This is a genomic window from Streptomyces sp. NPDC048416 (assembly GCF_043200435.1).
In the GTDB taxonomy this organism is placed as follows: Bacteria; Actinomycetota; Actinomycetes; order Streptomycetales; family Streptomycetaceae; genus Streptomyces.
Map to the genome: position 1 here is coordinate 68,382 of NZ_JBICXU010000016.1, position 23,590 is coordinate 91,971.

14 protein-coding genes, 1 tRNA gene and 2 pseudogenes are annotated in these 23,590 nt (G+C 69.8%); 9 read left to right on the forward strand and 8 right to left on the reverse strand.

Annotated elements, in window-relative coordinates; translation table 11 throughout:
- Positions 1-111 precede the first annotated feature (111 nt).
- The 7 genes from ACGFW5_RS20910 (at position 112) to ACGFW5_RS20940 (ending at position 13,243) form a co-directional block, all read left to right on the forward strand.
- On the forward strand, positions 112-816 hold the full coding sequence (locus ACGFW5_RS20910) for a small secreted protein (protein WP_393835758.1): 705 nt from the start codon (positions 112-114) through the stop codon (positions 814-816).
- Positions 817-913: 97 nt separating this feature from the next.
- Positions 914-2,413: a methyltransferase gene (locus ACGFW5_RS20915; RefSeq protein ID WP_393835759.1), complete on the forward strand. Its 1,500-nt coding sequence runs from the start codon at positions 914-916 to the stop codon at positions 2,411-2,413.
- A gap of 667 nt (positions 2,414-3,080) precedes the next feature.
- Positions 3,081-5,903: a type I DNA topoisomerase gene (gene topA, locus ACGFW5_RS20920; RefSeq protein WP_393835760.1), complete on the forward strand. Its 2,823-nt coding sequence runs from the start codon at positions 3,081-3,083 to the stop codon at positions 5,901-5,903.
- A 432-nt stretch (positions 5,904-6,335) separates the two neighbouring features.
- Positions 6,336-9,656, forward strand: a complete 3,321-nt coding sequence (gene tmk / locus ACGFW5_RS20925) for a dTMP kinase (protein WP_393835761.1) — start codon at positions 6,336-6,338, stop codon at positions 9,654-9,656.
- 395 nt (positions 9,657-10,051) lie between these two features.
- Positions 10,052-11,257 carry a DNA polymerase III subunit delta' gene (locus ACGFW5_RS20930; RefSeq protein ID WP_393835762.1) on the forward strand — a complete coding sequence of 402 codons (1,206 nt, stop codon included), beginning with the start codon at positions 10,052-10,054 and terminating at the stop codon, positions 11,255-11,257.
- Between the two features lie 257 nt (positions 11,258-11,514).
- The gene (locus ACGFW5_RS20935; RefSeq protein ID WP_393835763.1) at positions 11,515-13,074 is read left to right on the forward strand and encodes an alpha/beta hydrolase; all 1,560 of its coding nucleotides are present in this window, start codon (positions 11,515-11,517) and stop codon (positions 13,072-13,074) included.
- 95 nt (positions 13,075-13,169) lie between these two features.
- Positions 13,170-13,243: transfer RNA gene (locus ACGFW5_RS20940), tRNA-Thr, on the forward strand.
- Between the two features lie 140 nt (positions 13,244-13,383).
- On the opposite strand, the gene ACGFW5_RS20945 is transcribed toward ACGFW5_RS20940, so the two are convergent.
- From ACGFW5_RS20945 to ACGFW5_RS20970, 6 genes and pseudogenes are all read right to left on the reverse strand, one after another.
- Positions 13,384-13,563, reverse strand: coding sequence for a hypothetical protein (locus tag ACGFW5_RS20945; protein ID WP_393835764.1), 180 nt, complete (start codon positions 13,561-13,563; stop codon positions 13,384-13,386).
- 132 nt (positions 13,564-13,695) lie between these two features.
- Positions 13,696-14,475: a carbon-nitrogen hydrolase family protein gene (locus tag ACGFW5_RS20950; RefSeq protein WP_393835765.1), complete on the reverse strand. Its 780-nt coding sequence runs from the start codon at positions 14,473-14,475 to the stop codon at positions 13,696-13,698.
- The gene (locus ACGFW5_RS20955) at positions 14,472-16,880 is read right to left on the reverse strand and encodes a site-specific integrase (RefSeq protein ID WP_393835766.1); all 2,409 of its coding nucleotides are present in this window, start codon (positions 16,878-16,880) and stop codon (positions 14,472-14,474) included. The genes ACGFW5_RS20950 and ACGFW5_RS20955 overlap by 4 nt, the downstream gene beginning before the upstream one ends.
- The gene (locus tag ACGFW5_RS20960; RefSeq protein WP_393835767.1) at positions 16,877-17,218 is read right to left on the reverse strand and encodes a helix-turn-helix domain-containing protein; all 342 of its coding nucleotides are present in this window, start codon (positions 17,216-17,218) and stop codon (positions 16,877-16,879) included. Before ACGFW5_RS20960 ends, ACGFW5_RS20955 begins: the two co-directional genes overlap by 4 nt.
- Positions 17,218-18,345 (reverse strand): tyrosine-type recombinase/integrase, encoded by a 1,128-nt coding sequence (locus tag ACGFW5_RS20965; protein ID WP_393835768.1) that lies wholly within the window; start codon positions 18,343-18,345, stop codon positions 17,218-17,220. The genes ACGFW5_RS20960 and ACGFW5_RS20965 overlap by 1 nt, the downstream gene beginning before the upstream one ends.
- 58 nt (positions 18,346-18,403) lie before the next feature.
- Positions 18,404-19,135, reverse strand: a pseudogene (locus tag ACGFW5_RS20970) (site-specific integrase); the annotation flags it as partial.
- Positions 19,136-19,295: 160 nt separating this feature from the next.
- Between ACGFW5_RS20970 and ACGFW5_RS20975 the strand changes: the two are divergent.
- On the forward strand, positions 19,296-20,918 hold the full coding sequence (locus tag ACGFW5_RS20975) for a restriction endonuclease fold toxin-2 domain-containing protein (RefSeq protein ID WP_393835769.1): 1,623 nt from the start codon (positions 19,296-19,298) through the stop codon (positions 20,916-20,918).
- Between the two features lie 18 nt (positions 20,919-20,936).
- The gene (locus ACGFW5_RS20980) at positions 20,937-21,371 is read left to right on the forward strand and encodes a hypothetical protein (RefSeq protein ID WP_393835770.1); all 435 of its coding nucleotides are present in this window, start codon (positions 20,937-20,939) and stop codon (positions 21,369-21,371) included.
- 791 nt (positions 21,372-22,162) lie between these two features.
- On the opposite strand, the gene ACGFW5_RS20985 is transcribed toward ACGFW5_RS20980, so the two are convergent.
- Together ACGFW5_RS20985 and ACGFW5_RS20990 are read right to left on the reverse strand one after the other, a co-directional pair.
- Positions 22,163-22,606 (reverse strand): hypothetical protein, encoded by a 444-nt coding sequence (locus ACGFW5_RS20985; protein ID WP_393835771.1) that lies wholly within the window; start codon positions 22,604-22,606, stop codon positions 22,163-22,165.
- 94 nt (positions 22,607-22,700) lie between these two features.
- Positions 22,701-23,390: pseudogene (locus ACGFW5_RS20990) on the reverse strand (DUF317 domain-containing protein).
- Positions 23,391-23,590: the final 200 nt, after the last annotated feature.

The following is a 23,590-nucleotide window of genomic DNA, read 5'->3' on the forward strand; positions in this document are numbered from 1 at the left end:
CAAATGGCTGCAAATAGCCGCAATAGGAGACACATCACACGGACGGCAAGCGATTGTCGCCCACTTGGCGTGTATGTTCCGGGGCCGAGAGCCTTGGAAGGGACCAAACCGGTGAACAAGAAGCTTGCGGCCGCACTGTCCGGCGGTGCGGTACTGATGCTGACGTTGTCGGGCTGCAGCGACGACTCCGACAAGAAGGTCGACGACTGGGCGAAGACCTTCTGCAACTCGGCCCAGCCCCAGTTCAAGAAGATCACTGACGCCAACGCGGCCATCCAGGCGCAGACGCGCGACGACAGCAAGCCCGCCGAGGTGCAGAAGACGGACTCCAGCGCCTTCCAGCAGATTTCGGACGCCTACAAGGCGCTTGCCGGATCCGTGGACAAGGCCGGCGCCCCGCCCGTCAAGGACGGCGCCACCACGCAGCAGGAAGCCGTCAAGGGCCTGAACGCCTCCTCCGTGGCGTACGCGAACCTCAAGAAGAAGGTCGACGCGCTCGACGCGGGCGACCAGGCCGCCTTCGCCAAGGGCCTTGAGGACATCGCGACCGAGCTCAGCAAGACCAGCACGACGGGTGACGCGTCCCTGAAGAACCTGGAGTCCGGCGACGTCGGCAAGGCCATGCAGAAGCAGCCCGGCTGCCAGAAGCAGACGCCGTCCTCCCCCGCGCCCTCCGGTTCGGGAGCGGGCGCGCCGGCCGACACGTCGGCCACGCCGTCCCAGGCGGCCTCGCCATCGGGTTCGGCATCGCCCTCGGGATCCGCCTCGCCTTCCGGTTCCGCCTCGGCGTCGCCGTCGCAGAGCGCCAAGTCGTAGCCCGTACGCGCCGTCGTTCGTGGCCCGGACCCCTTCGTGGGGGCCGGGCCACAGGCGTGCGGGGGTGATTGTCAGAGGCAGCGGCGACAATGGCCGGGTGAGTACGACCAGTCTTCCCGCGCCCGGTCACGCAGCCCGCCTGCGCGACGCCCTGCTCGCCGCCGCCTTCACCGCCGACGGCCTGCTCGACCTGCTCGGTGCGCCCGCGTATGCCGCGCTGGCCCGCAGCGAGACCGTCCCCGCCCTGCGGGCCACCCGTGGGAAGGCGCCGCTGGACACGCTGGTGCGGCTCTTCCTGCTCCAGCAGACCGTTCCGTACGAGAGTGCCCGCGCCGCCCTGCCGTTGGAGGAGGCGCTGGCGGACGGCTGGGTGGTCCGCGCGGACAACCGGGTGCGGGCCACGGTCGACGTGCGCCCCTACGGCGGTCCCGAGGGCCAGGACTGGTTCATCGTCTCCGATCTCGGCTGCGCGGTGGGCGGCGCGGGCGGGGCGAGCGGGCGCGACGAGGCCATGGTGCTCGGCGTCGGCGGCGCCTCCACGACGCTGGCCGGCCTCACGGTCCGGCTGCCCGTCGGCTCGGCCCTCGACCTCGGCACCGGCTCCGGCATCCAGGCGCTGCACGCCGCGCAGCACGCCACCCGGGTCACCGCCACCGACCTGAACCCGCGCGCCCTCGCCTTCACCCGCCTGACGCTGGCTCTGTCGGGCGCGCCCGAGGCCGAGTTGAGGACGGGCTCGCTGTACGAACCGGCGGGTGAGGAGACGTACGACCTGATCGTCTCCAACCCGCCGTTCGTCATCTCGCCCGGCGCCCGGCTCACCTACCGCGACGGCGGCATGAGCGGGGACGATCTGTGCCGCACGCTCGTTCAGCAGGCGGGGGACCGGCTCAACCCCGGCGGGTACGCCCAGTTCCTCGCCAACTGGCAGCACGTCGAGGGCGAGGAGTGGCAGGACCGGCTGCGCTCCTGGATTCCGCGCGGCTGCGACGCCTGGATCGTGCAGCGCGAGGTCCAGGACATCACCCAGTACGCCGAGCTGTGGCTGCGCGACGCCGGTGACCACCACACCGACCCGGAGCGGTACGCGGAGCGTTACGGGGCATGGCTGGACGAGTTCGAGGCGAGCGGCACCAAGGCGGTCGGCTTCGGCTGGATCACCCTGCGCCGCACCGACAGCGACCGGCCGTCCATCGTGGCCGAGGAGTGGCCGCACCCGGTGGAGCAGCCGCTCGGCGACACCGTGCGGGCCCACTTCGAGCGTCTTGACTACCTGCGCGGGCACGACGACGCGGCCCTGCTCGCCGACCGGTTCCGGCTGGCCGGTGAGGTGGTGCAGGAGCAGGTGGGTCTGCCGGGCGCGGAGGACCCGGAGCACGTGGTGCTGCGGCAGAACCGGGGCATGCGCAGGGCCGCCAAGGTGGACACGGTCGGCGCCGGGTTCGCGGGCGTCTGCGACGGCGAGCTGCCGGCCGGCCGCATCCTGGACGCGATCGCCCAGCTGATCGACGAGGACCCGGTGCTGCTGCGCGACCGTACGCCGGAGTCGATCCGGCTCCTGGTGGAGCAGGGCTTCCTGGAGCCGGTGGGGCAGTGAGCCGTGATGTGACGTTCGGCGCCCCCGGGCGGCGCCCCGTGTGACGCTCGACGCCGAGCCCGGGCGGCGCCGCGTGTGACGCTCGACGCTGACCACGGCAGGGCGGTGTGTGACGCTCGACGCCTTTCGGGGGCGGCGATCTGGCTGAAATGTGCATGATTGCGTGTCCGTTCATCCGGCGTTCGCCCCGATGCGGCCCCCGCTCCGCTCGCAGGTGCCGCGCGGTGGCCACGATCGCGTCCATGAACGCACTGGTAGGGACCGAGGCGGGGCCCGCCGTCTTCGCGGGAGCGGTGTTCGTGCTGTTCGGGAGCGCTCTGCTGCTGTGGACGTGTCCTGTGCGCGCCGCCGCAGACCGGTCGCGGACGGCGTGCCCCCGGTGGCCTCCGCGGTGCTCGCAGGGGCCTTCGGTGTCGGATTTCTCCTGCTTGGGCTGTGGTGCTTCGCCCGTATCCAGGGCACGTCCTAGCCCGAAAGGGGATGAAACGCTTTTCGGAAGGCTTCGGGACGGTCCGGGCGGCAGGATCGCGGTAAGTCGGGTTACCGTTCGAGTGGCCGCTGCGGGCTTTTGCTGTTTGACACGGGGGCGGGTTGTACCGTCACACTCCGCAGCGACACGTACTGAAACGTGCTGAACCCCGAGTGCCGACCGGAGAGAAGAGCGAAGTTGTCCCCGACCAGCGAGACCGCAAAGGGCGGCCGCCGACTCGTCATCGTCGAGTCTCCTGCCAAGGCGAAGACGATCAAGGGCTACCTCGGCCCCGGTTATGTCGTCGAGGCGAGCGTCGGGCACATCCGCGACCTGCCGAACGGCGCCGCCGAGGTGCCCGAGAAGTACACCGGCGAGGTGCGCCGGCTCGGCGTGGACGTCGAACACGACTTCCAGCCGATCTATGTCGTCAACGCCGACAAGAAGGCCCAGGTCAGGAAGCTCAAGGAGCTTCTGGCCGAGTCCGACGAACTGTTCCTCGCCACCGATGAGGACCGCGAGGGCGAAGCCATCGCGTGGCACCTCCAGGAAGTCCTGAAGCCCAAGGTCCCGGTCCACCGGATGGTCTTCCACGAGATCACCAAGGACGCCATCCGGGACGCCGTCGCCAACCCGCGCGAGCTCAACCAGCGCATGGTCGACGCCCAGGAGACCCGCCGCATCCTCGACCGTCTCTACGGCTACGAGGTCTCGCCGGTCCTGTGGAAGAAGGTCATGCCGCGGCTGTCCGCCGGGCGCGTCCAGTCCGTGGCCACCCGGCTCGTCGTGGAGCGGGAACGCGAACGCATCGCGTTTCGTTCTGCTGAGTACTGGGACCTGACCGGCACGTTCTCCACCGGACGCACGGGCGACGCCTCCGACCCGTCCACGCTGGTGGCGCGGCTCAACACGGTCGACGGCCGGCGCGTGGCGCAGGGCCGTGACTTCGGCCCCGACGGACAACTCAAGAGCGACGTCCTGCACCTGGACGAGGCCAACGCGCGGGCCCTGGCCGCGGCGCTGGCCGACTCCTCCTTCGCCGTGCGCTCGGTGGAGTCCAAGCCCTACCGCCGCTCGCCGTACGCCCCGTTCCGTACGACGACGCTCCAGCAGGAGGCCTCGCGCAAGCTGGGCTTCGGTGCGAAGGCGACCATGCAGGTCGCCCAGAAGCTGTACGAGAACGGCTTCATCACCTATATGCGTACGGACTCCACGACGCTGTCCGACACCGCCATCACGGCGGCGCGGGCCCAGGTGACGCAGCTGTACGGCGCCGAATACCTGCCGGACAAGCCGCGTACGTACGCCGGGAAGGTCAAGAACGCGCAGGAGGCGCACGAGGCGATCCGTCCTTCGGGTGATCGTTTCCGCACCCCCGCCGAGACGGGTCTGACCGGCGACCAGTTCCGGCTCTACGAGCTGATCTGGAAGCGGACCGTCGCCTCCCAGATGAAGGACGCGGTCGGCAACTCGGTGACCGTGAAGATCGCGGGGCGGGCGAGCGACGGCCGGCAGGCCGAGTTCAGCGCGTCCGGCAAGACGATCACCTTCCACGGCTTCATGAAGGCCTACGTCGAAGGCGCCGACGACCCGAACGCCGAGCTCGACGACCGCGAGCGCAGGCTGCCGCAGGTCGCCGAGGGCGACGCCCTGTCGTCCCAGGAGATCACGGTCGACGGCCACGCGACCAAGCCGCCGGCCCGCTACACCGAGGCCTCGCTGGTCAAGGAGCTGGAAGAGCGCGAGATCGGGCGTCCTTCGACGTACGCCTCGATCATCGGCACGATCCTGGACCGCGGGTACGTCTTCAAGAAGGGCACGGCGCTCGTCCCGTCGTTCCTGAGCTTCGCCGTGGTCAACCTCCTGGAGAAGCACTTCGGGCGGCTCGTCGACTACGACTTCACCGCCAAGATGGAGGACGACCTCGACCGCATCGCGCGGGGCGAGGCCCAGTCGGTGCCGTGGCTGAAGCGTTTCTACTTCGGCGAGGGCGACGCGGCGACGGCCGGTGCCGCCTCGGCCGCCGGAAACGGCGACGGGGACCACCTGGGCGGGCTCAAGGAGCTCGTCACCGACCTCGGCGCGATCGACGCCCGCGAGATCTCCTCGTTCCCCGTCGGCGAAGGCATCGTGCTGCGCGTCGGCCGCTACGGCCCCTACGTCGAGCGCGGCGAGAAGGACTCCGAGGGCCACCAGCGCGCGGACGTCCAGGAAGACCTGGCGCCCGACGAGCTGACCGTCGAGTACGCGGAAGAGCTGCTGGCCAAGCCGAGCGGCGACTTCGAGCTGGGCGTGGACCCGGTGAGCGGCCACCAGATCGTCGCCAAGGACGGGCGCTACGGCCCGTACGTCACCGAGATCCTGCCCGAGGGCACGCCGAAGACGGGCAAGAACGCGGTCAAGCCGCGCACCGCGTCGCTCTTCAAGTCGATGTCCCTGGACACGGTGACGCTGGACGACGCCCTGAAGCTCATGTCGCTGCCCCGGGTGGTCGGCGTGGACGCCGAGGGCGTCGAGATCACCGCGCAGAACGGGCGCTACGGCCCGTATCTGAAGAAGGGCACCGACTCGCGCTCCCTGGAGACCGAGGACCAGCTCTTCTCCATCACGCTCGAAGAGTCCCTTGCCATCTACGCCCAGCCCAAGCAGCGGGGCCGCGCCGCCGCCAAGCCCCCGCTGAAGGAGCTCGGCGTCGACCCGGTCAGCGAGAAGCCGGTCGTGGTGAAGGACGGCCGCTTCGGCCCGTACGTCACCGACGGCGAGACCAACGCGACGCTTCGGACCGGCGACAGCGTCGAGGAGATCACGCCGGAGCGCGGCTTCGAACTGCTCGCGGAGAAGCGCGCCAAGGGGCCTGCCAAGAAGACGGCGAAGAAGGCTCCCGCCAAGAAGGCCGCCACCGCCAAGAAGGCCCCGGCCAAGAAGGCGGCCGCGAAGAAGACGACCGCGTCCAAGACGACCGCGGCGAAGAAGGCTCCCGCGAAGAAGGCTGCCGCCAAGAAGGCCGCGACTTCGGAGTAGGGCCCGGGCTGTTGAAGGGGGGCCGGGGCACACGCCCCGACCCCCCTTCCCCGTTGTTGGGGCGCGTGCCCGGCGCCCGCTCCCCGTTGTTGGGGTACGTCCCCGGCCCCCGCTCCCCGTTGTCGGGGCACGTGCGCGTCCCCCCTTTCCCCGTTGTTGGGGCGCGTGCCCGGCGCCCGCCCCCCGTTGTCGGGGTACGTCCCCGTCCCCCGTTCCCCGCTGCCGAGGCACGCCCCCGGCCCCCGCTCCCCGCTGTCGGGGCAGATGGCAGAGCCCCCGTTCCCCACTGCCGGGGCGCATGCCAGGCCCCTTTCGTCGTTGCTCGGCCCGGCCGCCGCGTCGAGGCGGCCGTGGGGGGCGCCGGGTGGTGGCATCCGCCCACTTGTTCGGGCACCCCCGCCAGGACCGGCACGCTCCGGATAGGCTGGGCGGATGACGCGAGGAGCCGAGCATCACCCAAGCTCTGAAGGATCAGGGGGGACCCCCACGGTCGTGAGCCCCATCTCCGAAGCCCTGGCCGCAGATTCACGCGAGCGTGCCGTACGCGCCCTGTTGCGCATCCCCACGCTGCGACGATTGTGGAGCGCACAGCTCGTCGGCGGGGTCGGCGACGTGCTCGCCGTACTCGTCACGCTGCTGCTGGCGTTGCAGGCCGCGCTGGACCAGCAGTCCTTCGGGGGTGGTTACCGTGGGGCGGCCTTCGCCGTCGCCGCGGTGCTGGGCGCCCGGGCGCTCGCGACGGTGCTCTTCGGCGCCGCGCTGCTCGGCCCGGTCTCCGCGCTCGTCGCGCCGAAGGGGCCGCTGGAGCGGCGCTGGACGATGGTCGGCGCCGACGGCGTACGGGCCGCACTCCTGATCGTCGCCCCACTGTGGATCGACTGGACACCGTCCCACGCCCTGCTGCTCGTCCTCGTCACCGCCTTCCTCGCGGGCGTCGCCGAACGGTTGTGGACGGTCGCCAAGGAGAGCGCGGCCCCCGCGCTGCTGCCCGCGCCGCCCCTGGAGGGCGCCGCCGTCCGGCCGCTTCCGGACCACCTGGGCGCGCTGCGCAGGCTCTCGTTGCGTACGACGTTCGTGGCGATCCCGCTGGGCGCCGCCGCCCTGCTCGTCGCGGCCCTCGTCAGCAATCTGCTCGGGACGGGCATCGACTGGTTCAAGCTGCACCAGGCCGCGCTCGCCTCCTACCTCGCCGCCGGACTGTTCGCCGCGTCGATCTCCGTGGTCGCCCTGCTCGAACTCCCCGACACCCAGACGCCGCGGGCCCGTTCACCGCTGGAGGGGCTGCGCAGGCCCAGCACCGGCAACGGCCCCGACAAGGGGCGCACGGGCGCGGTCCCGCTGCTCGTGCTCGCCTGTGCCTCGGTCGCCGCCGCCATCGCCGCGGCCGCGTCCGTCGCCGTACTGCACGCCGTGGACCTGGGCGGAGGCCCGGCCGCGTTCGCGCTCCTCGTCCTCGCCCTGACCGGTGGCACAGTGCTCGGCATCCGTACCGCGCCCAAGATCCTTCCGGTGCTCTCGCGGCGCCGGCTGCTGTCGTTCGCCATCACCGTCACCGGTGTCGCCCTGCTCGCCATAGGCCTGGTGCCCGACCTCGCGACCGTGCTGTTCATCGCGCTGGTCGCGGGTGTCGCCGCCGGCGTCGCGGCCAACACCGGGCACGTACTGATCGACCAGGAGACCGAGGAGTACCGCAGGGCCCGCACCGGCGAGCACCTTCAGGCGGTCGTACGGGTCTCCATCGGACTCGGCGCCATCGTCGCGCCGCTGCTCGCCGCGGCCATCGGCAGCCACCGGGTCGAGTCGGGCTCGTTCGTCTTCGCGCACGGGGGCGCCGGGTTCACGCTGATGCTGGTCGGCGCGCTGCTGCTGCCGCTGGCCGCCGTCGTACTCGGCAAGGCCGACGACCGTCAGGGTGTCCCGCTGCGACGCGACATCGCCGACGCGATGCGCGGCGCGGACCCCACGCAACGTCCGGCCACGACCGGGTTCTTCATCGCCCTTGAGGGCGGCGACGGAGCCGGTAAGTCCACGCAGGCGGAGGCGCTCGCCGAGTGGATCCGGGCCAAGGGCCACGAGGCCGTGGTGACCCGCGAGCCGGGCGCGACACCGGTGGGCAAGCGGCTTCGGTCGATCCTGCTCGACGTGTCGTCGGCCGGGCTCTCCAACCGCGCCGAGGCACTGCTGTACGCGGCCGACCGCGCGGAGCACGTCGACTCGCTGGTGCGCCCCGCCCTCGAACGCGGCGCGATCGTCATCTCGGACCGCTACATCGACTCGTCCGTCGCCTACCAGGGGGCCGGTCGTGATCTGTCCCCGACCGAAATTGCCCGAATCAACCGGTGGGCAACGGGCGGACTCGTACCGCATCTGACCGTTCTGCTCGATGTTTCGCCCGAAACGGCCCGCGAACGCTTCACCGAGGCGCCGGACCGGCTGGAGTCGGAGCCGCCCGAGTTCCACGGACGGGTCAGGTCCGGGTTCCTCACCCTGGCCGCCGCCGACCCCACGCGCTACCTGGTGGTCGACGCGGGCCAGGAGCCGGAAGCCGTTACCACGGTCGTACGCCACCGGCTCGACCAGATGCTGCCGCTCTCCGAGGCCGAGATCAAGGCCCAGGAGGAGGCGCGCAAGAAGGCAGAGGAAGACGCCAGGAGGCGCGCCGAGGAAGAGGCCGCTCGCAAGGCCGAGGAAGAGCGCGTCGAGCGCGAACGGCAGGCGCAGCTCGCGCAGCTGCGCGCCGAGGAGGAGGCGCGCAAGCGGCGCGAGCTGGAGGAGGCGCGCCGCCGCGAGGAGGAGCGCAAGGCGGAGCAGGCCCGGCAGCGGGCCGAGGAGGCCAGGCGGCTCGCCGAGGAGGAGCGGGTACGGCGCGAGGCCGAGGACAAGGCGCGCGCCGTCGAGCAGGAACGCCTGCGCAAGCAGGCGGAGGAGGAGGCCCGGCTGCGGGCCGAGGCGGAGGAGCGCCGCCTGGAGAAGCAGCGCAAGGCCGAGCAGGCACTGCTGCGCGCGGAGGAGGCCCGCCGTCTCGCGGAGTCCGCCGCCGCGGCGGCAGCGGCGACCGCGGCCACGGCGGTCGTACGGGAGCCCGGTGCGGGCCCCGCTGCCACGTCCCGCTCCACGGGCCAGGCCGATTCCGCGCGGCAGGCCGGGCCTCGCCCCGGTTCGACGGACACCGCCCGTTCCGCCGACGCCTCCGGCCACGCACCGGCCGACGCCTCGGCGTCGGAGGTCACCGTGTCGACGCCGGTCGTCAGCCCGAACGAAGTGACGCAGCCGGTGCCGGTCCCCGAGGCAGGCGACGCCGCCCACGCAGGCCGGGGTTCTGGTCACGATGCCGAGGAGACGACCGTTCTGCCGTCGGTGACGGACGCTGCGGCACCGGGTACGGCACGCGGCGCCGAGGAGACGACCGTCCTGCCGTCGGTGCGCGACGCCGAAGAAACGGCGGTGCTGCCGCCCGTGCGGGACGCCGAGGAGACCGCGGTGCTGCCGCCCGTGCGCGGCGCCGGGCCGGCGGACCGGGTGCCGCCGGGCCTCTTCCGCGACGAGCGGGAGGCCGGCCGTCACGATGACGGCGGCAACGAGCGCACGCGCGAACTGCCGCAGATCGACCCGGCGACCGGCCAGGAGCGGCCGCGTCGGCGTTCGGACTGGGCGGAGGAGACCCCGCTGGACGACCTGCCGTCGCTCGCCGACGAACTCCTCGGCCCGCACGACGGCGAGGACGACGACCCGCGGGGCGGCCGCCGCCGCTGACCGCACCGGGCGGACCCGGCCCGGCCGGGTGCCGCCTCGCGCGGGGCGCCCGTAGCGGCCGAGGCTAGGTCGTCCCCAGGGTTGTCGCAGGGAGCACGTCCCGACCATCGGGCCGGCACGCAGCCAGCATCGCGTGCCGGCCCGATGGTGCGTGTCGGCCCGATGGTTCGTGCCGGCCGATGGTTCGTGCCGACCGATGGTTTCGGGCGCGGATGCTCCATGGCCTGGCCTTCCTCGTAAGCCGAAGCCAAAGCCCAGGCCGAAGCCGAAGCCGAAGCCGAAGGCTCCCCATCCATCACCCTTCTGACCTGCGGAGCTCCCCGCTCTGGCGTCCGCTGTCAGTGGGGTGCCGCACAATGGGCGGAGCAGTGACCGGAGGCACGGAGGGGCAGTCGATGGCGGTTTGGGACGACCTGGTGGGCCAGGAACGAGTACAGGAGCAGCTGGGCGCCGCCGCCCGGGATGCCGATGCGCTCGTCACCGCCGAGCGTTCCGGTCAGCCGCGTCCCGAGGCGTCGAAGATGACCCACGCCTGGCTGTTCACCGGCCCACCCGGCTCCGGCGGCCCCACCGCCGCCCGTGCCTTCGCCGCCGCGCTCCAGTGCGTCAGCCCCGACCGCGCGCTCGGCGGACAGCCGGGCTGTGGCTTCTGCGACGGCTGCCATACGGCCCTGATCGGTACGCACGCCGACGTCACGGTCGTCACCACCGAAGGCCTCACCATCGGCGTCAAGCAGACCCGCGAGCTGGTGCGGGGCGCGCAGATGTCGCCGTCGAGCGGCCGCTGGCAGGTGATCATCGTCGAGGATGCCGACCGGTTCACCGAGCAGGCGGCCAACGCCGTCCTGAAGGCGGTGGAGGAGCCCGCCCCCCGCACGGTGTGGCTGCTGTGCGCGCCCTCGTTGGAGGACGTGCTGCCCACCATCAAGTCCCGCTGCCGCCACCTCACCCTGCGCACCCCGCCGGTCGAGGCGGTCGCCGATGTGCTGATCCGACGCGACGGCATTGAGCCCGATGCCGCGTACGCGGCGGCCCGCGCCACCCAGGGCCACATCGGCCGGGCCCGCCGGCTGGCCACCGACGCCTCGGCCAGGGCCCGGCGGGCCGCCGTCCTGAAGGTGCCGCTGCGGGTCGACGACGTGGGCGGCTGCCTGAAGGCCGCGCAGGAGCTGGTCGACACGGCGGCGGAGGACGCGAAGCAGGTGGCCGAGGAGGTCGACGTCAAGGAGACCGAAGACCTCAAGGCGGCGATGGGCCAGGTCGCGGGCGGGCGCATGCCGCGCGGTACGGCGGGAGTGATGAAGGAGCTGGAGGACAAGCAGAAGCGCCGCAAGACCCGCACCCAGCGCGACAGCCTGGACCTGGCGCTCACCGAACTGACCGGGTTCTACCGCGACGTTCTCGCCCTGCAACTGGGCACGAGGGTGGCCATCGCCAACGAGGACGTACGGGACACGGTGGACCGGATCGCCCGCGCCTCAAGCCCCGAGCGCACGCTGCGCCGCATCGAGTCGATCCTGGCCTGCCGCGACGCCCTCGACCGCAATGTGGCCCCGCTCCTGGCGGTGGAAGCGATGACGTTGTCGTTGAGAGCGGGCTGACGACGCCGGGCCGGCCGATCAGGCCCGGCGGCCTGGGTGCTGGGGTTCGGGACCGAGACCGGGGTCGCGAGGGATGCGGCCCGGGCCGGGTGTCGACCGGGGACCACGATCACGGACCACGACCACGGACCACGGACCACGACCACAGATCACCGGCATGTTGACGGAGGTCACCGGCATGTTGACGGAGGTCACCCGAACGAGCCGCACCGTCGCGCACCGCGTGCATCCCGTCACAAGGCGGCTACGCTCCGGAGATGGACTCCAGGCGCCTGCTCCGTACCTCAGCCATCGCCGTCGCGACCGCCGGTCTGCTCATCTCCGGCTGTTCGTCGGGGAGTTCGTCCACGTCCGCGACCGCGTCCGCGCAGAGCGTGGCGAAGACGGACCCGGCCGACGCGCCGACGGCCGAGGACCTTGCCCCGTACACCGGGCAGAAGCTGAGCTGGCGGGCCTGCGGAGTGCCCAAGTTCGAGTGCGCCACGATGAAGGCGCCGCTCGACTACGCGAAGCCCGCGGGGCCTTCGATCAAGTTGGCGGTGGCCCGGGTGAAGGCGACCGGGCCGGGCAAGCGGATCGGATCGCTGCTGGTCAACCCGGGCGGCCCGGGCGGCTCGGCGGTCGGCTACCTCCAGTCGTACGCCGGCCTCGGCTACCCCGCGCCGGTGCGGGCCCGCTACGACATGGTGGCCGTGGACCCGCGCGGGGTGGCCCGCAGCGAACCCGTCGAATGCCTCACGGGCCAGCAGATGGACGCGTACACGCAGGTCGACCAGACCCCTGACGACGCGGCCGAACGGGCCGCCCTGGCCAAGGCGTTCAAGGACTTCGCCAGCGGCTGTGAGACCAAGTCGGGCAAGCTGCTGCCGCATGTCTCGACGGTCGAGGCGGCCCGCGACATGGACATCCTCAGAGCGGTGCTCGGCGACCAGAAGCTGTACTACGTCGGCGCCTCGTACGGCACGTTCCTCGGCGCGACCTACGCCGAGCTGTACCCCTCCCGCGTCGGCCGGCTCGTCCTGGACGGCGCGATGGACCCCTCCCTCTCCTCCCTCGACATGAACCGCGACCAGACGGCCGGCTTCGAGACGGCCTTCACGTCCTTCGCCGCGGACTGCGTCAAGCAGAAGGAGTGCCCCCTGGGCACGGAGTCCGTCGAGGACGCGTCGGACCGCCTGAGGAAGTTCTTCAAGAGCGCCGACGCCAAGGCGATCCCCACCGGCCAGAGCCGCCGGCTCGGCGAGTCCCTGGCCACCACGGGCGTGATCGCCGCGATGTACGACCAGGCCGCGTGGCCCGAACTGCGTACCGCCCTGACCCACGCCAAGAACGGCGACGGCGCGGGCCTGCTGGCCCTCGCGGACTCCTATTACGAGCGCGACGCGGGCGGCAAGTACGCGAACCTGATGTTCGCCAACGCCGCGGTGAACTGCCTGGACCTGCCGCCGTCCTTCACCGGCCCCGACGCGGTGGCAGCGGCCCTGCCCTCCTTCGAACAGGCGTCCCCCGTGTTCGGCGAGGGCTTCGCCTGGGCCGCCCTGAACTGCACGTACTGGCCGACCAAGGCCACCGGCACCGAGCACCGCATCGAGGCGAAGGGCGCCGCCCCGATCCTGGTCGTCGGCACCACCCGCGACCCGGCGACCCCGTACAAGTGGGCGCAGTCCCTCGCCGCCCAGCTGTCCTCCGGCACCCTGCTCACGTACGAGGGCGACGGCCACACCGCGTACGGCCGCGGCAGCGACTGCATCGACACCGCGATCAACACCTACCTCCTCGACGGCACCCCGCCGACGAAGGGAAAGCGCTGCTCATAGCCCCACCGGCACCGCCACCGACCGTGGTCGGGACCACTCCAGAAACTGTGTAGACTTGGCGACGCTGCTGCTCGCACCATGGTGCGCAGGGCGGTGCCGCCTTAGCTCAGCTGGCCAGAGCAACGCACTCGTAATGCGTAGGTCTCGGGTTCGAATCCCGAAGGCGGCTCTGTGGAAGCCCCAGGACTCACTCGCCGTGACCTGGGGCTTTTGCTTTTTTCGGGGTCGTTTACGGCTTGGCGAGACGCACCGCTGGGACTCCGTAGAGGGGCTTGCGTGAGCGATGCGTGAGCGGAGCCGCTCAGGGACCTACCTCTCGGGCTTCCGGCGCTTGGCCTTCTTCTTGGCCTTGGCCTGGGCTTTCGCTTTGTCCTTCGGCTTGCGGCCGCCGCCCTTGCGGGTCTTGTTGGCCTCGGCCTCTTTGGCCTTCGCCTTCTTCGCTGCCCTGCGAGCCGCCTTCTCCGCCTCAGTCTTGCGCTGAAGCGGCACCAACTTCGCGGTCGCCTCGGCGGCGTTCTTGCCGACTTGAGGCAGGACGCTTAATGGTGACGTCGGGTATTGGAATCCTCCGAATGCCTGCCCGTGGATGCATCCAGTTTGTCCCGTTCCTTTTGGTCTGCCCTAATCTTCGTAGCTCAGCCTGAGAAGGTCCTGCCGTCGCTGGCCGAGGTACCAGTTGGCGGACTGATCGAGATCGATGGTGGTTCTGATGACAGCGGTCTCGCCGGACGACACCTCAGCGATCACCTCCCCTCGCGGTGAGATGATCATGCTGGGGCAGTGCTGGTGCGGGTCCGCGACGTTCGCCGCCAGGACGAACCGTTGGTTCTCCGCTGCGCGACTGATGAGGTGGCTTCTCCAGACTCCTGCTGGCTCGGCCGTGTTGGCCGCGTGGGTGAGGTAGATGAATGCCTGCGCTCCGCTGCTGGCGAGGTGCTGCCATTGCTCGGGGAAACGGATCTCTCGGCAGATCTGGGCACCGAGAGTGACCGGCCCGTCGGCCATCTGGATGGAATGAGTGCGGAGTTCGGCGCCGGCTTCCAGCAGGCCGCGTTCGTTCATCGCCAGATTGATCTTCCGATAGATCCACCTGACACCGTTGGGTGAGAAGTAGAGGGCGGCGTTGCTCCAGACGCCCTGGTCAAAGAACAGCGTGCCGCAGAACAGATGGACCGCTTTGTGTTGTGCCAGGTCGGCAAGGCGGTCTGTGGCGCGCGTGAGCTCCTGAGTGTCGAGGTCGTCCAGGGAGGAGAGGTCGGAGCCGTAGCCGGACAGCGCGCCCTCGGGCATGACAACGAGGTCGTCGGGTCGGGTTTGGGCCATGGCCTCGGTGATCGACTCCAGATTCCGCTTGATATCCCAGGTGATGGGGAACTGCGCGACGGTGAGCGATACCTTCATGAATCCTTCTTTCGGCGGCTGACCTCGGCGGCGTATGTGGCCCAGTCGCCTGCGGGCAGACGCTGCCAGGCGACGGCGACGTCGGTGTGGATGCCCAGGGTGCGAGCGAGGATCGCGGCGGGGATCTCGGTGGTGAGCTGGAAGAGCGCGGTGCTGCGGGCCTGGTTGGGTCGGATCCCGAGCTGGTTCAGTCGCTGGGTCAGCTGTGTGGTGCTGATCGGCCGTCCGGGCTGGCCGCCGGGGAAGAGCCATGGGGACGGAGTCAAGGCCCCGATGGTCGCGTGACCCTTGCGGTTCGCGGCAACCAGGCGGGCCAGTGCGGCGACGGGCTCGGGCAACTGAACGGGAGCCTCGCCGAGATGGAGACGTACTTCCTGGGCGCCGGCCTCGACGTCCTCGACGGTCAATCGGCTGATCGCTGACGGTCCTTGGGCATAGAGGAGGAGAAGGAGTCCTGCGAGGCGGTCTTCTGCTTTGAGGGTGTCCTCGTGCAGGAGTCGGCGTGCAACGTTCCACCGATGCTCGTCATCGAGTGGCTGGGTGGGGCCGTTCCAGCGGACGGCGGGGACGTGGACGGCGGTGAGCTTGTTCGTGCGAGCCCAGCGGATGAAGTGCCCGGCCGTGTGGCGGTAGGCCGACGAGTCGTCGGTGAGCCACTGGTCGAGGTCGGCCTGCTGGCAGGTCTCCGGGGCGAGGTCGTGAGCCTTCAACCAGGTCAGAAAGGCGACGGCCGCGTGGGTGCGTTGCCGCGCGGACATGAACTGCTGCGGGGTCAGGGGGTGGCCGTTGCTGCGTCGGCGTAGTCGCCGGACCAGGTGCCATATCGCGTACCGGTGCAGGACTTTGCGCTGTTCGGGATCTTGCTGTGATGCGAGCAGGCCGGTGAGGAAGCGTTCGAGGCGGACCATGTACTCGTCCCGCTCGGGCAGGGCACCGACGCCGACGAGGACTTGGCGGAGGTGGGCGAGGGGCGGACTGTCGGGCAGCTCGTCGAGGGCCTCGTGAGTCAGGGCTCGTCTGCCGGCCGCGAGGTCGGCCAGGACCGGAGACACGGACGGCTTGTTCAGCCACCGCCTGGCGGTGATGGGGTGCTCGGCGGTGGCGATATCGTTCCGCAGGGCTTTGAGACCGGGGTGGAGGGCATCGGACGGAGGGCCCAGAAGCTCGTTGAGGCGCCGGTTGATGAGACAGCGAGCGCACTGGCCGGGGTGCGGGTAGTCGGGATCGCTGCAGGTGGGGCAGGTGTGCCAGACCTCAGGGACGGTGCAGTCCGCGCAAAGGGGGTGGTCGAGAGTGCCGGAGACCACCGCCGCGACGCTGTCGCAGGCCGAGCACGGCGCCGAGCGTCGCTGGCATTCCAGACACCATGGCCGACCCGTGGTGCGGGAGGTGCCGCAGGGCTTTTCCGCGCCGCAGATACTGTAAGTCGCGGTGACCAAGGAGGGGCAGCCCGAGCAGAACGGGCCTTCCAGCGTGCGGGTGTTCACGACCTTTCGTCGGCCGAAGTTGATGCAGGTCTCCAGGTTCGCCGGGTCGCTGACCAGGCAGTTCGGACACACTGGCCGGCCTTGGGCGTCGCGGGTGGCGGGCTCTCGGCGGGCTCCGCATCCCGAGCACTCCTCGATACGGGAGTGGGAGATGCACATGCGGCAGACCCGCTGTCCCTCCAGGGGCTTGTCGATGCGTACGACTCTGTGGCAGCCGGGGCAGGACGGTCGGACGATCCCGGTGACGCCGGCCTCGTGCAGCAGGTCGATCAGTTTGAGGATCGCGCGGTGGGGTGCGAGGTGGCCGTCCCCGGTCAGCAGGGCTGGGTGGGATTCCAGGGCCCAGGCGAGTTTCTGCTGGTAGGAGGGACGGGGTGTCGATCGACGGACCGCGTCGGCGACCGTCTCCGGTCGGGCCTGCGGGTCCAGTTCCGCGATCAGGGCGCCGATCACTACGACGGGGTCGCGTCCGTCGGTGTCCGGGCACTTGCCGCATCGTGGCCGCCCGGTCCGGTCCCGTGTAGCGACCCGGCGGGTGTTTCCGCAGGCAGCACACGGCTCGGGCTGTGGTCCGCAGTGCCAGCAGTACCAGTCCTGGCCGCGGCGCTGGAGGGTTCGCATCTGCCTGCCGCATTCGGCGCAACACGGCGGCGAGATGGCCTGGGCTCCGGCCTCGCGCAGGGCGATGAGCAGGTCTCCGACGGCCCTGGGCGCCGGCGAGCGTCCGTCGGTCAGCACGCGGGGATGCTCGGCGAGATGTGCCGCGAGGCGGCGTGACTTTGAGCGGCCGCCCGCGACACTGGCGACCACGGCACGGATCCGGTCAGGCTCCAGGTGATGTTCGACCGCCGCGACCAGGTCCACGATGACCCCGATCGGGTCGGTGACCGCCCGATCGGGAGATCCGGGTGTGGTCACGGCCGCTCGAGACCGCGGATGCGGGCTCGCTTGGGTCGCAGGTCACCGACGCCCGTCTCGGCTCCAACAGCCTTCTTTGTCTGGGTAGTTGTTCCGGCACCTGCTACGGCGGTGGGCTCGATGAGATCGTCCATGGTGCAGTTGAGGATGTCGAGCAGGGCCATGAGGATCTTCAGGCTGAGTCGTTCGGGGCGCTCGACGACGAGCCGGTAGACCTGGCTGGACGACAAGGTGATGCCGCGTTCGTCCAGTAGTGGGATGAGGTCAGTGGTGGAGAAGAGCCCGCGGTCGGCCATGACCTTGCGCAGGTGCCAGTGGTAGTCGGGCTTCGCGGCCATCAGCGGTCCTTGTCTGCAGGGATCGGGGCGAGCGCGGGAGCAAGTGCCTTGTGGAGCATCGTGTTCATGAAGTCGTCGCTGACGTGGGTGTAGATGGCGGTGGAACTGTCATTCTCGTGACCGACTTGCTGCTGCAGAAACCGCCGGTCAACCCCGTCCTCCGTGAGGTGGGTGACGTAGGAGTGGCGAGCAGAGTGGACCGTCAGCGCCTTCGGGAGCTTCAGTGCGTCGCGGTAGGCGACGAACCGGGCATTGATCTCCGCCGGCTTGACCCGGCCGCCCCTCTCGGTCACCCACAACGCGGGGTGGTCCTCGCAGCCGAACCGCGGCCGTACGTTCTCCACGTAGTCGACGACCGCGTCCACCGCCCAGTCCATCACCGACAGCACGTTCCGACGACGCGGTGGCTGGCCCTTCTTCGCTTTGCCGTAGCGGACGTTGAGGGTGCCGTATCGGCCGAACTGCGGAGCCTTCGCGTTCCGCCCGAAGTCCACCACATCCAGCTTCGATGCCTCGGTCCGGCGCAGACCCCACCCATAGATGACCTTGAAGAGGGTGGCGTCGCGGTAGGCGGCAAGGGCTCCCTTGCGCTTGGCCCGTACCGCCCGTTCAACCTGGTCGTCGGCGTAGTCGAGAAAGCTCTGGATCTCCTCGCGGGTGAACGGCCTCGCCTCGGGGCGCCCCTCATAGTCATTGAGGTGAGCGATGGTGTTCCACTCGTGGCAGATGGCCACGGGGTGGGTGCCGAAGGCGTCCTCGCAGGCCACCGACCAGCCGTAACGGCCGTCGATCAGGAACTCGCTGAACAGGCGCAGGCTGCCCTGGTAGCTGCGGATCGTGGACGGCGCGAGGTGTTTCTCGCTGGTCAGCCACAGTGACCACTCGTCCACGTGGCCGGGCGTCCAGGACCACGGATATTCGTTGGTGTACTCCAGAAACCGGCGTACGAGTCGTTCCCGGGCCGTGACCGTGTCCTCGCGGAGCCCACGAGCAGCTTGTTGAGCGCGCCAACCCCGCACCATCGCCTCGACCATCGCGTCCTGCGGACGCAGCTGGGCCACCCCGGAGACCAACTCCAGGTGAGCCGCCCCAGCCAGGTCGGCACGTCGCTGTAGACCCGCTTCCACCCTCCCTTTCAGAGGGCAAATCCTGCATTAGATGGGATCTGATTGCCAAACTCCCAGTTCAGGCCGCCAAGTTGTAGGAGGATGGAGTCCTCGTCAGGCCCCGCTCCGACCTGGCGACCTGCGACTCCTCGCCCGTCTGATGCAATTCCTGAGGGTTCTGGTAAATGTCCCGCGTGATGCGGGTGTCGCTGTGCCCGAGGGTGTCCGACACGATCTTGATGTCGATGTCGGCGGCCAGCATGAGGGTGGCCGCGCCGTGGCGCAGGTCGTGCAACCGGATCGGCGGGAGACCGGAGGCGGCGACGAGCCGCTCGAAGAGAGCGGTCACCTTGCCGGGGTGGAGCCAGGAGCCGTCCTCCTGGGTGAAGACGTGGCCGGTCTCGACCCAGGCCGATCCCCACTCCGCGCGGTTCGCTTCCTGCCGCTCACGGTGCCGCTTCAGCACGCTGACCGTGTCGTCGTCGAGCGCGACCACGCGATAACCGCTGTCCGTCTTCGGGTCGGATGCCTCGACCTCCCAGCCGTCCTGCACGAGTTGGGATGAGGCGGTGAGGGAGTGGGTGTCGAGGTTCGTCTCCGACCACGGCTGCCCGCACGCCTCGCCGCGGCGCAGCCCGCGAAAGGCGATCAGGTGCCACATCGCGTACAGCCGATCCTCGGCGACGAAGTCAAGGAAAGCGCCAGTCTGTTGGGGCGTCCAGACCATCACGGGCGACGGCTTCTCGCCCGTCTGCTCCCACTCGGCGATCCGCTCGTCCGTCCACACCAGCGCCTTCGGCTCCGGGGCAGGGCAATGGTCCTCGGCGATAGCGCTTCGGAGGGCTATGGAGGCTGCGGGTCGGGTGGGGGCGTCTCATCTGAGGCCCGCTTGCATGAGCAAAACCCATCTGAGGTAGAACGATTCTGCTACATGGTGGCGCACGAGTCTCGTCAACGGGGAGGCGAAGCTGATGGAGATGCCTGCCGATCTCGGCATGATTACCAAGGACATGATCGGCGCGGCCATGGAGATGGTGAAGGCGGTGATGCCGGGCGCCCGTGACACCACCATCGCGCTCTTCCACGACCTGGACCGACAGAAGGGCGTGGCGGGAGACGACGACGCCGGCCGCGAGTTCGCGAAGGTCTACGAGTCCGCAGCCTCCACGACCCTCGACAAGATGGGTTTCAGCGCTCTGGTCATGAGCGAGACCGGCCGCGGCCTGATGCACACGGCACGTGAGTTCATGGCCAGGGAGAGCCACATCGCCTCGCAGATCCTGGGCCAGCAGGTCGACATGACCGACAGCATGGGCGATCCGTACGAGGACTGCGAGGAAAGCTTCCTCGGGCGCGGCCAGGAGCTTCAAGGGGTCGTCGGGGACACCGCATGGTTCGACCAGTACGCGCCAGGAGGCAGGAGCAGCCGGTTCCGGGGCTCGCCCGAGAAACTGCGTGATGTCGCGGAGTCGTGGCGCCGGGGCGGGAAGCTGATGGTGCGCTTCCTGGAGGATGCCCAGGCGTGCGCGCATACCGCGGACAAGGCCCACAGCGGCGAGGCCGCGGATACGTTCCGCAAGTACTTCAACAACTTCGTGGGCTTCGCCGCACCGCCGGACAACGCGCACCCGGACGAGACCCTGGTCGCGAATCTGGTCGCTGCCTGTATCCAGCTCGCGAAGGCGTGCGACCGCTACGCCGACCATGTCGAGGACGCGAAGAAGAAGATCCAGCAGCACGAACTGGACCCCTTCCACCTGGACATGCCCTGGGACTCCCCGATGTTCGGTGGGAACGGGTACGACGGCGGGCTGAAGGACGCGGTCCTCGACGACCCCTGGATCCACAGGCTTGGCGACGTCGCCCACGCCCTCGACACCTCCGAAGCGCGGGTGAAGCTGCCCGACGGCTCGCACAACCGCCCGTGGTTTCCCGGGCTGCCGCTCGTGCCCGGCCTGCTGCCAGAGGGCATTCCTGTGCTTGTCGCCTCCTACCGAGGCGGCGCGTCCGGCATCATGCCCGCGTCGTACGTCAATCCCGACCCGAGCATCCCCATCAAGGACCCCGTGCCCCCGGTCCCGGGCACGACCCGCTTGCTGAGCATCGACGAGCGGAAAGAGTTCGTCTCCTTCGTCAACACCCTCAAACCACTCGGCCTGGGCAGCAACGCGAAGACCCCCAATTCGCCTGAGAACGCCTACCAGTTGAGGACGGCCGGCTACCCCGAGCGCAAGATCCCGCTGCTGCCCACGTCCAAGCGACCCTTCAAGGCGGCCGACGGAATGCGACCCGTCGACGGCTACATGATCGACTCCAAGTACGTGAAGAACGACGGCAAGGATTGCTGGCGCAAGCCGGAGACCTTCGACCAGCTGGAAGACAAGTACGGCGCCGACGGCAAGAAGAAGTGGAACAAAGGGTCCTTCTTCAAGGGCCTGGACGAGGGTGAAGTCGGCCAGTACCGCGACGCCATGACCGCCCACAAGGAAATCCGCGGACTGTCGATCGTCACCAACGACAAGGACGCGGCGGCCTACTGGCAGACGCTCATGGCGCAGCAGGGCGTCAAGGGAACCTCGCAGTACGTCCCGTAACCGAGAGGAAGCACCCCCGTGGATTTCGACGAGTACAACACCGCGTACCTGCTGTACGCGCCGGCGAAGAACCCGCAAGGGTGGAACCTGGACCTGTCCTCATTTGGCCAGGCGCTCGACGACGCCTTTCCTGAGGTGCGCTACCAGTCGGAAGAGGGTCATGCGGCTCGCCTGTCGTTCTGGGCCATGACCGCAGACGGCGAGGAGTTCGACGGATTCGCCGACAATGAATCCCGCGCCACGATCGCACTGAGCTCGACCACGGTCGACGAGGCCGCCACCTTCATCCTGTGGCTTCGCGACTCGTATCTCCCCGCACCCGACCTCATCCGCTTCACCTCCGAACTCGCCTACGAGCGGGAGATGGACACCGACTGGCGAATCCCGGCCACCGGAGACCACGCGCGGATCGCCGACGAGATCAAGCACCATATCCAGGTCGTCGTCGGCTGACCGACGACCCGGCTACGCGCCGAGCTTCGCGACCGCCTCATGCGGGTGGGCGTCAACCAGGGCCCGCCTGCCGGAGACCACCACGACCACCGCCCCATCCGCACAGCCGCCTGCTTGCGCACGCTGCGGCACCCGCCGTTGGTGAAAGTGAGCAGCTGGCTCCACCGCTCGTTACCCAGCCTCGGGGCAGGCACCTCCTGAGTCGTGACTGGGGGTATCGCCAACCACCACCTGATGCGTGGCGCAGGTGACCATCGCGTCGGAGATCCGGCCCATGCCCTTGGAAGGCTTGTCCTCAGTGTCGCTGGACAGCTCTTCGGTCACCTCTGAACCGCTGGTGCCCACGTAGGTGAAGGACGCCTTCGCCTTGCGCGGGAAGTTGAAGCCGCAGCCCACCGCAGCTTCGCCTCCGAGGTTCTCCAGCGCTGGCAGCCGATCATCGTGACGTCGTCATGCCGCTTGGGCTGCTCCGCCCTGTGGATGTAGCCCTCGCCGAGATCGCCCGCGTCGAGGAGCCACTCACTCAGCACGGCCGAGGAGAGCAGGGTGGGTGCCGCGGCGCTCGTGCCCTCCTGTCGCGCGGTGGCCGAGGAGCCCCGGGTGCCGCCGGGCGCGTCGCCAGTGGAGCAGCCCGCCAAGGCCAGGAGGCACAAGGCGGCACTCAGGCTGAGGACTGTCGTGGTGTGAAGACGCATGCGATATCCCAAAGTTGATGCGGTGGGATGGTCTGACTGGGCCTGCCCTCCGGGCGCCGGCGATGCGTAGGGGTAGGGGCGAGGGGGCCCGCGAGGTCAGTGGCCGAGGTGGCGCAGGCCGTCGTCGAGGGTGGGGTGGAAGTGGTCGACCGGGCCTGAGTTGCGGTTGTACCAGGCGGTGTCCAGGCCCGTCTCCTTCGTCTCGTGGCCCGCCATGCAGCGCAGCCCGTCGCGCATGTTGAACACGATCCAGTTCCGGTACGCACCGCACTCGCGGCACTCACGGACCTCCCCATCGATGACGAGCGGCCGGTCCCAGCGCATCATGAATCCGGCGACGTCCTGGCGGGCAGGCGCGCGAAAGTCCGGTGGCAGGAAATCAGGCGCCATCGTCCCCAGGTCCGAACCGCTCGGCGCCGGTGCCTCGGTCTGGACGGTGTCGAACGGCGGCGGCTCGTGTGCGTGCATCTGCAGCAGTGCGAGTGCCTCGCGCTGGGCCTCACGAAACTCGCGCTCGGCGCGGGCACGGCGTCGGAACATGAACTCTCCATCTCGGTCATCTGACGGGCACGGGGAACGGGCCACTCAGGGAAAACAGCGACAAGCAGCACAGCAGCTCTGGGGGCGCGGATCGTCAGCTGCGGCGGACGATGCTGAGCCGGCTCCCAGCGCTCGCGGGCAGAGTGCGGCGGGGCACCGGGACCGGCGAGGCGAGCGAGCCAGCGAACGCGGCGACCAGGTCGTGGGGGACGCTGGCGCTGAAGCTGGCGCACCACAGATACGGGGCGCCGAGAACGGGTTACGCCCACGCCTGCCAACCCACCAGGTCAGGGCGCGGGTCGGCATCCTGGACGAGCGGCGGCAACAGCTCCAGCGAGACGCTGCCGGAGAACCCGGGGTCCACGGCGGTGGTGGTGCGTGGCCGGTCCACGTCGCGGAGCCAGCCCTGGGCACCGAGCGCGTTCAGGACCGTCTCGGGCCCCTCGAATCCGGCGTCGGGCACCTGGTGGGCGTCGATCGCCACGAGGAGATCAGCAAGTGCCTCGTACGGGACGCCAGGGGTGAAGTACGCGTTCCACTCCGTCATCGCAGAGCCGGCATCCGGGCGGGCGCTCAGCTGCCAGGCGACAGGCAGTCCACGCAATTCGAACGGCGAGGCCGCGAGGAGCCACTCGGCGCCGCACAGCTCGTCCGGGCTCACGTACAGCAGGGTGTGCCGGGCAGTGGGCCACATCCGCCAGCCCAGGCTGGTCAGACAGTCGCCGATCCGCTCGGCCAAAGTACCGTCGTCACCGGCCAGATGGCGTGGGGCGACCCAGTACACCGGGCCCTGTGAGTCAGGGCGGGAGGGATCGTCGGAATGGTGCGGGTGCAGGGGCGCCTCCGAGGGCTTGAGGTCGGTCTTCCAGCAGGAACGTCGTACGTTGACATGCCCTGCGGCAGCGCACCAGTCCCCCTTGGGGGTTCTTCCTGTCTGCCCCTGGCGAACTGGCGCAAAGGTGGCAAGACGCTGCCCGAAGGATG

Excerpts from the sequence above, each read along its gene's own strand:
- tmk (WP_393835761.1), top strand. The coding sequence starts at position 6,336 with ATGACGCGAGGAGCCGAGCATCACCCAAGCTCTGAAGGATCAGGGGGG.
- ACGFW5_RS20930 (WP_393835762.1), top strand. The coding sequence starts at position 10,052 with ATGGCGGTTTGGGACGACCTGGTGGGCCAGGAACGAGTACAGGAGCAG.
- ACGFW5_RS20935 (WP_393835763.1), top strand. The coding sequence starts at position 11,515 with ATGGACTCCAGGCGCCTGCTCCGTACCTCAGCCATCGCCGTCGCGACC.
- ACGFW5_RS20950 (WP_393835765.1), bottom strand. The coding sequence starts at position 14,475 with ATGAAGGTATCGCTCACCGTCGCGCAGTTCCCCATCACCTGGGATATC.
- ACGFW5_RS20960 (WP_393835767.1), bottom strand. The coding sequence starts at position 17,218 with ATGGCCGCGAAGCCCGACTACCACTGGCACCTGCGCAAGGTCATGGCC.
- ACGFW5_RS20975 (WP_393835769.1), top strand. The coding sequence starts at position 19,296 with ATGGAGATGCCTGCCGATCTCGGCATGATTACCAAGGACATGATCGGC.
- ACGFW5_RS20985 (WP_393835771.1), bottom strand. The coding sequence starts at position 22,606 with ATGTTCCGACGCCGTGCCCGCGCCGAGCGCGAGTTTCGTGAGGCCCAG.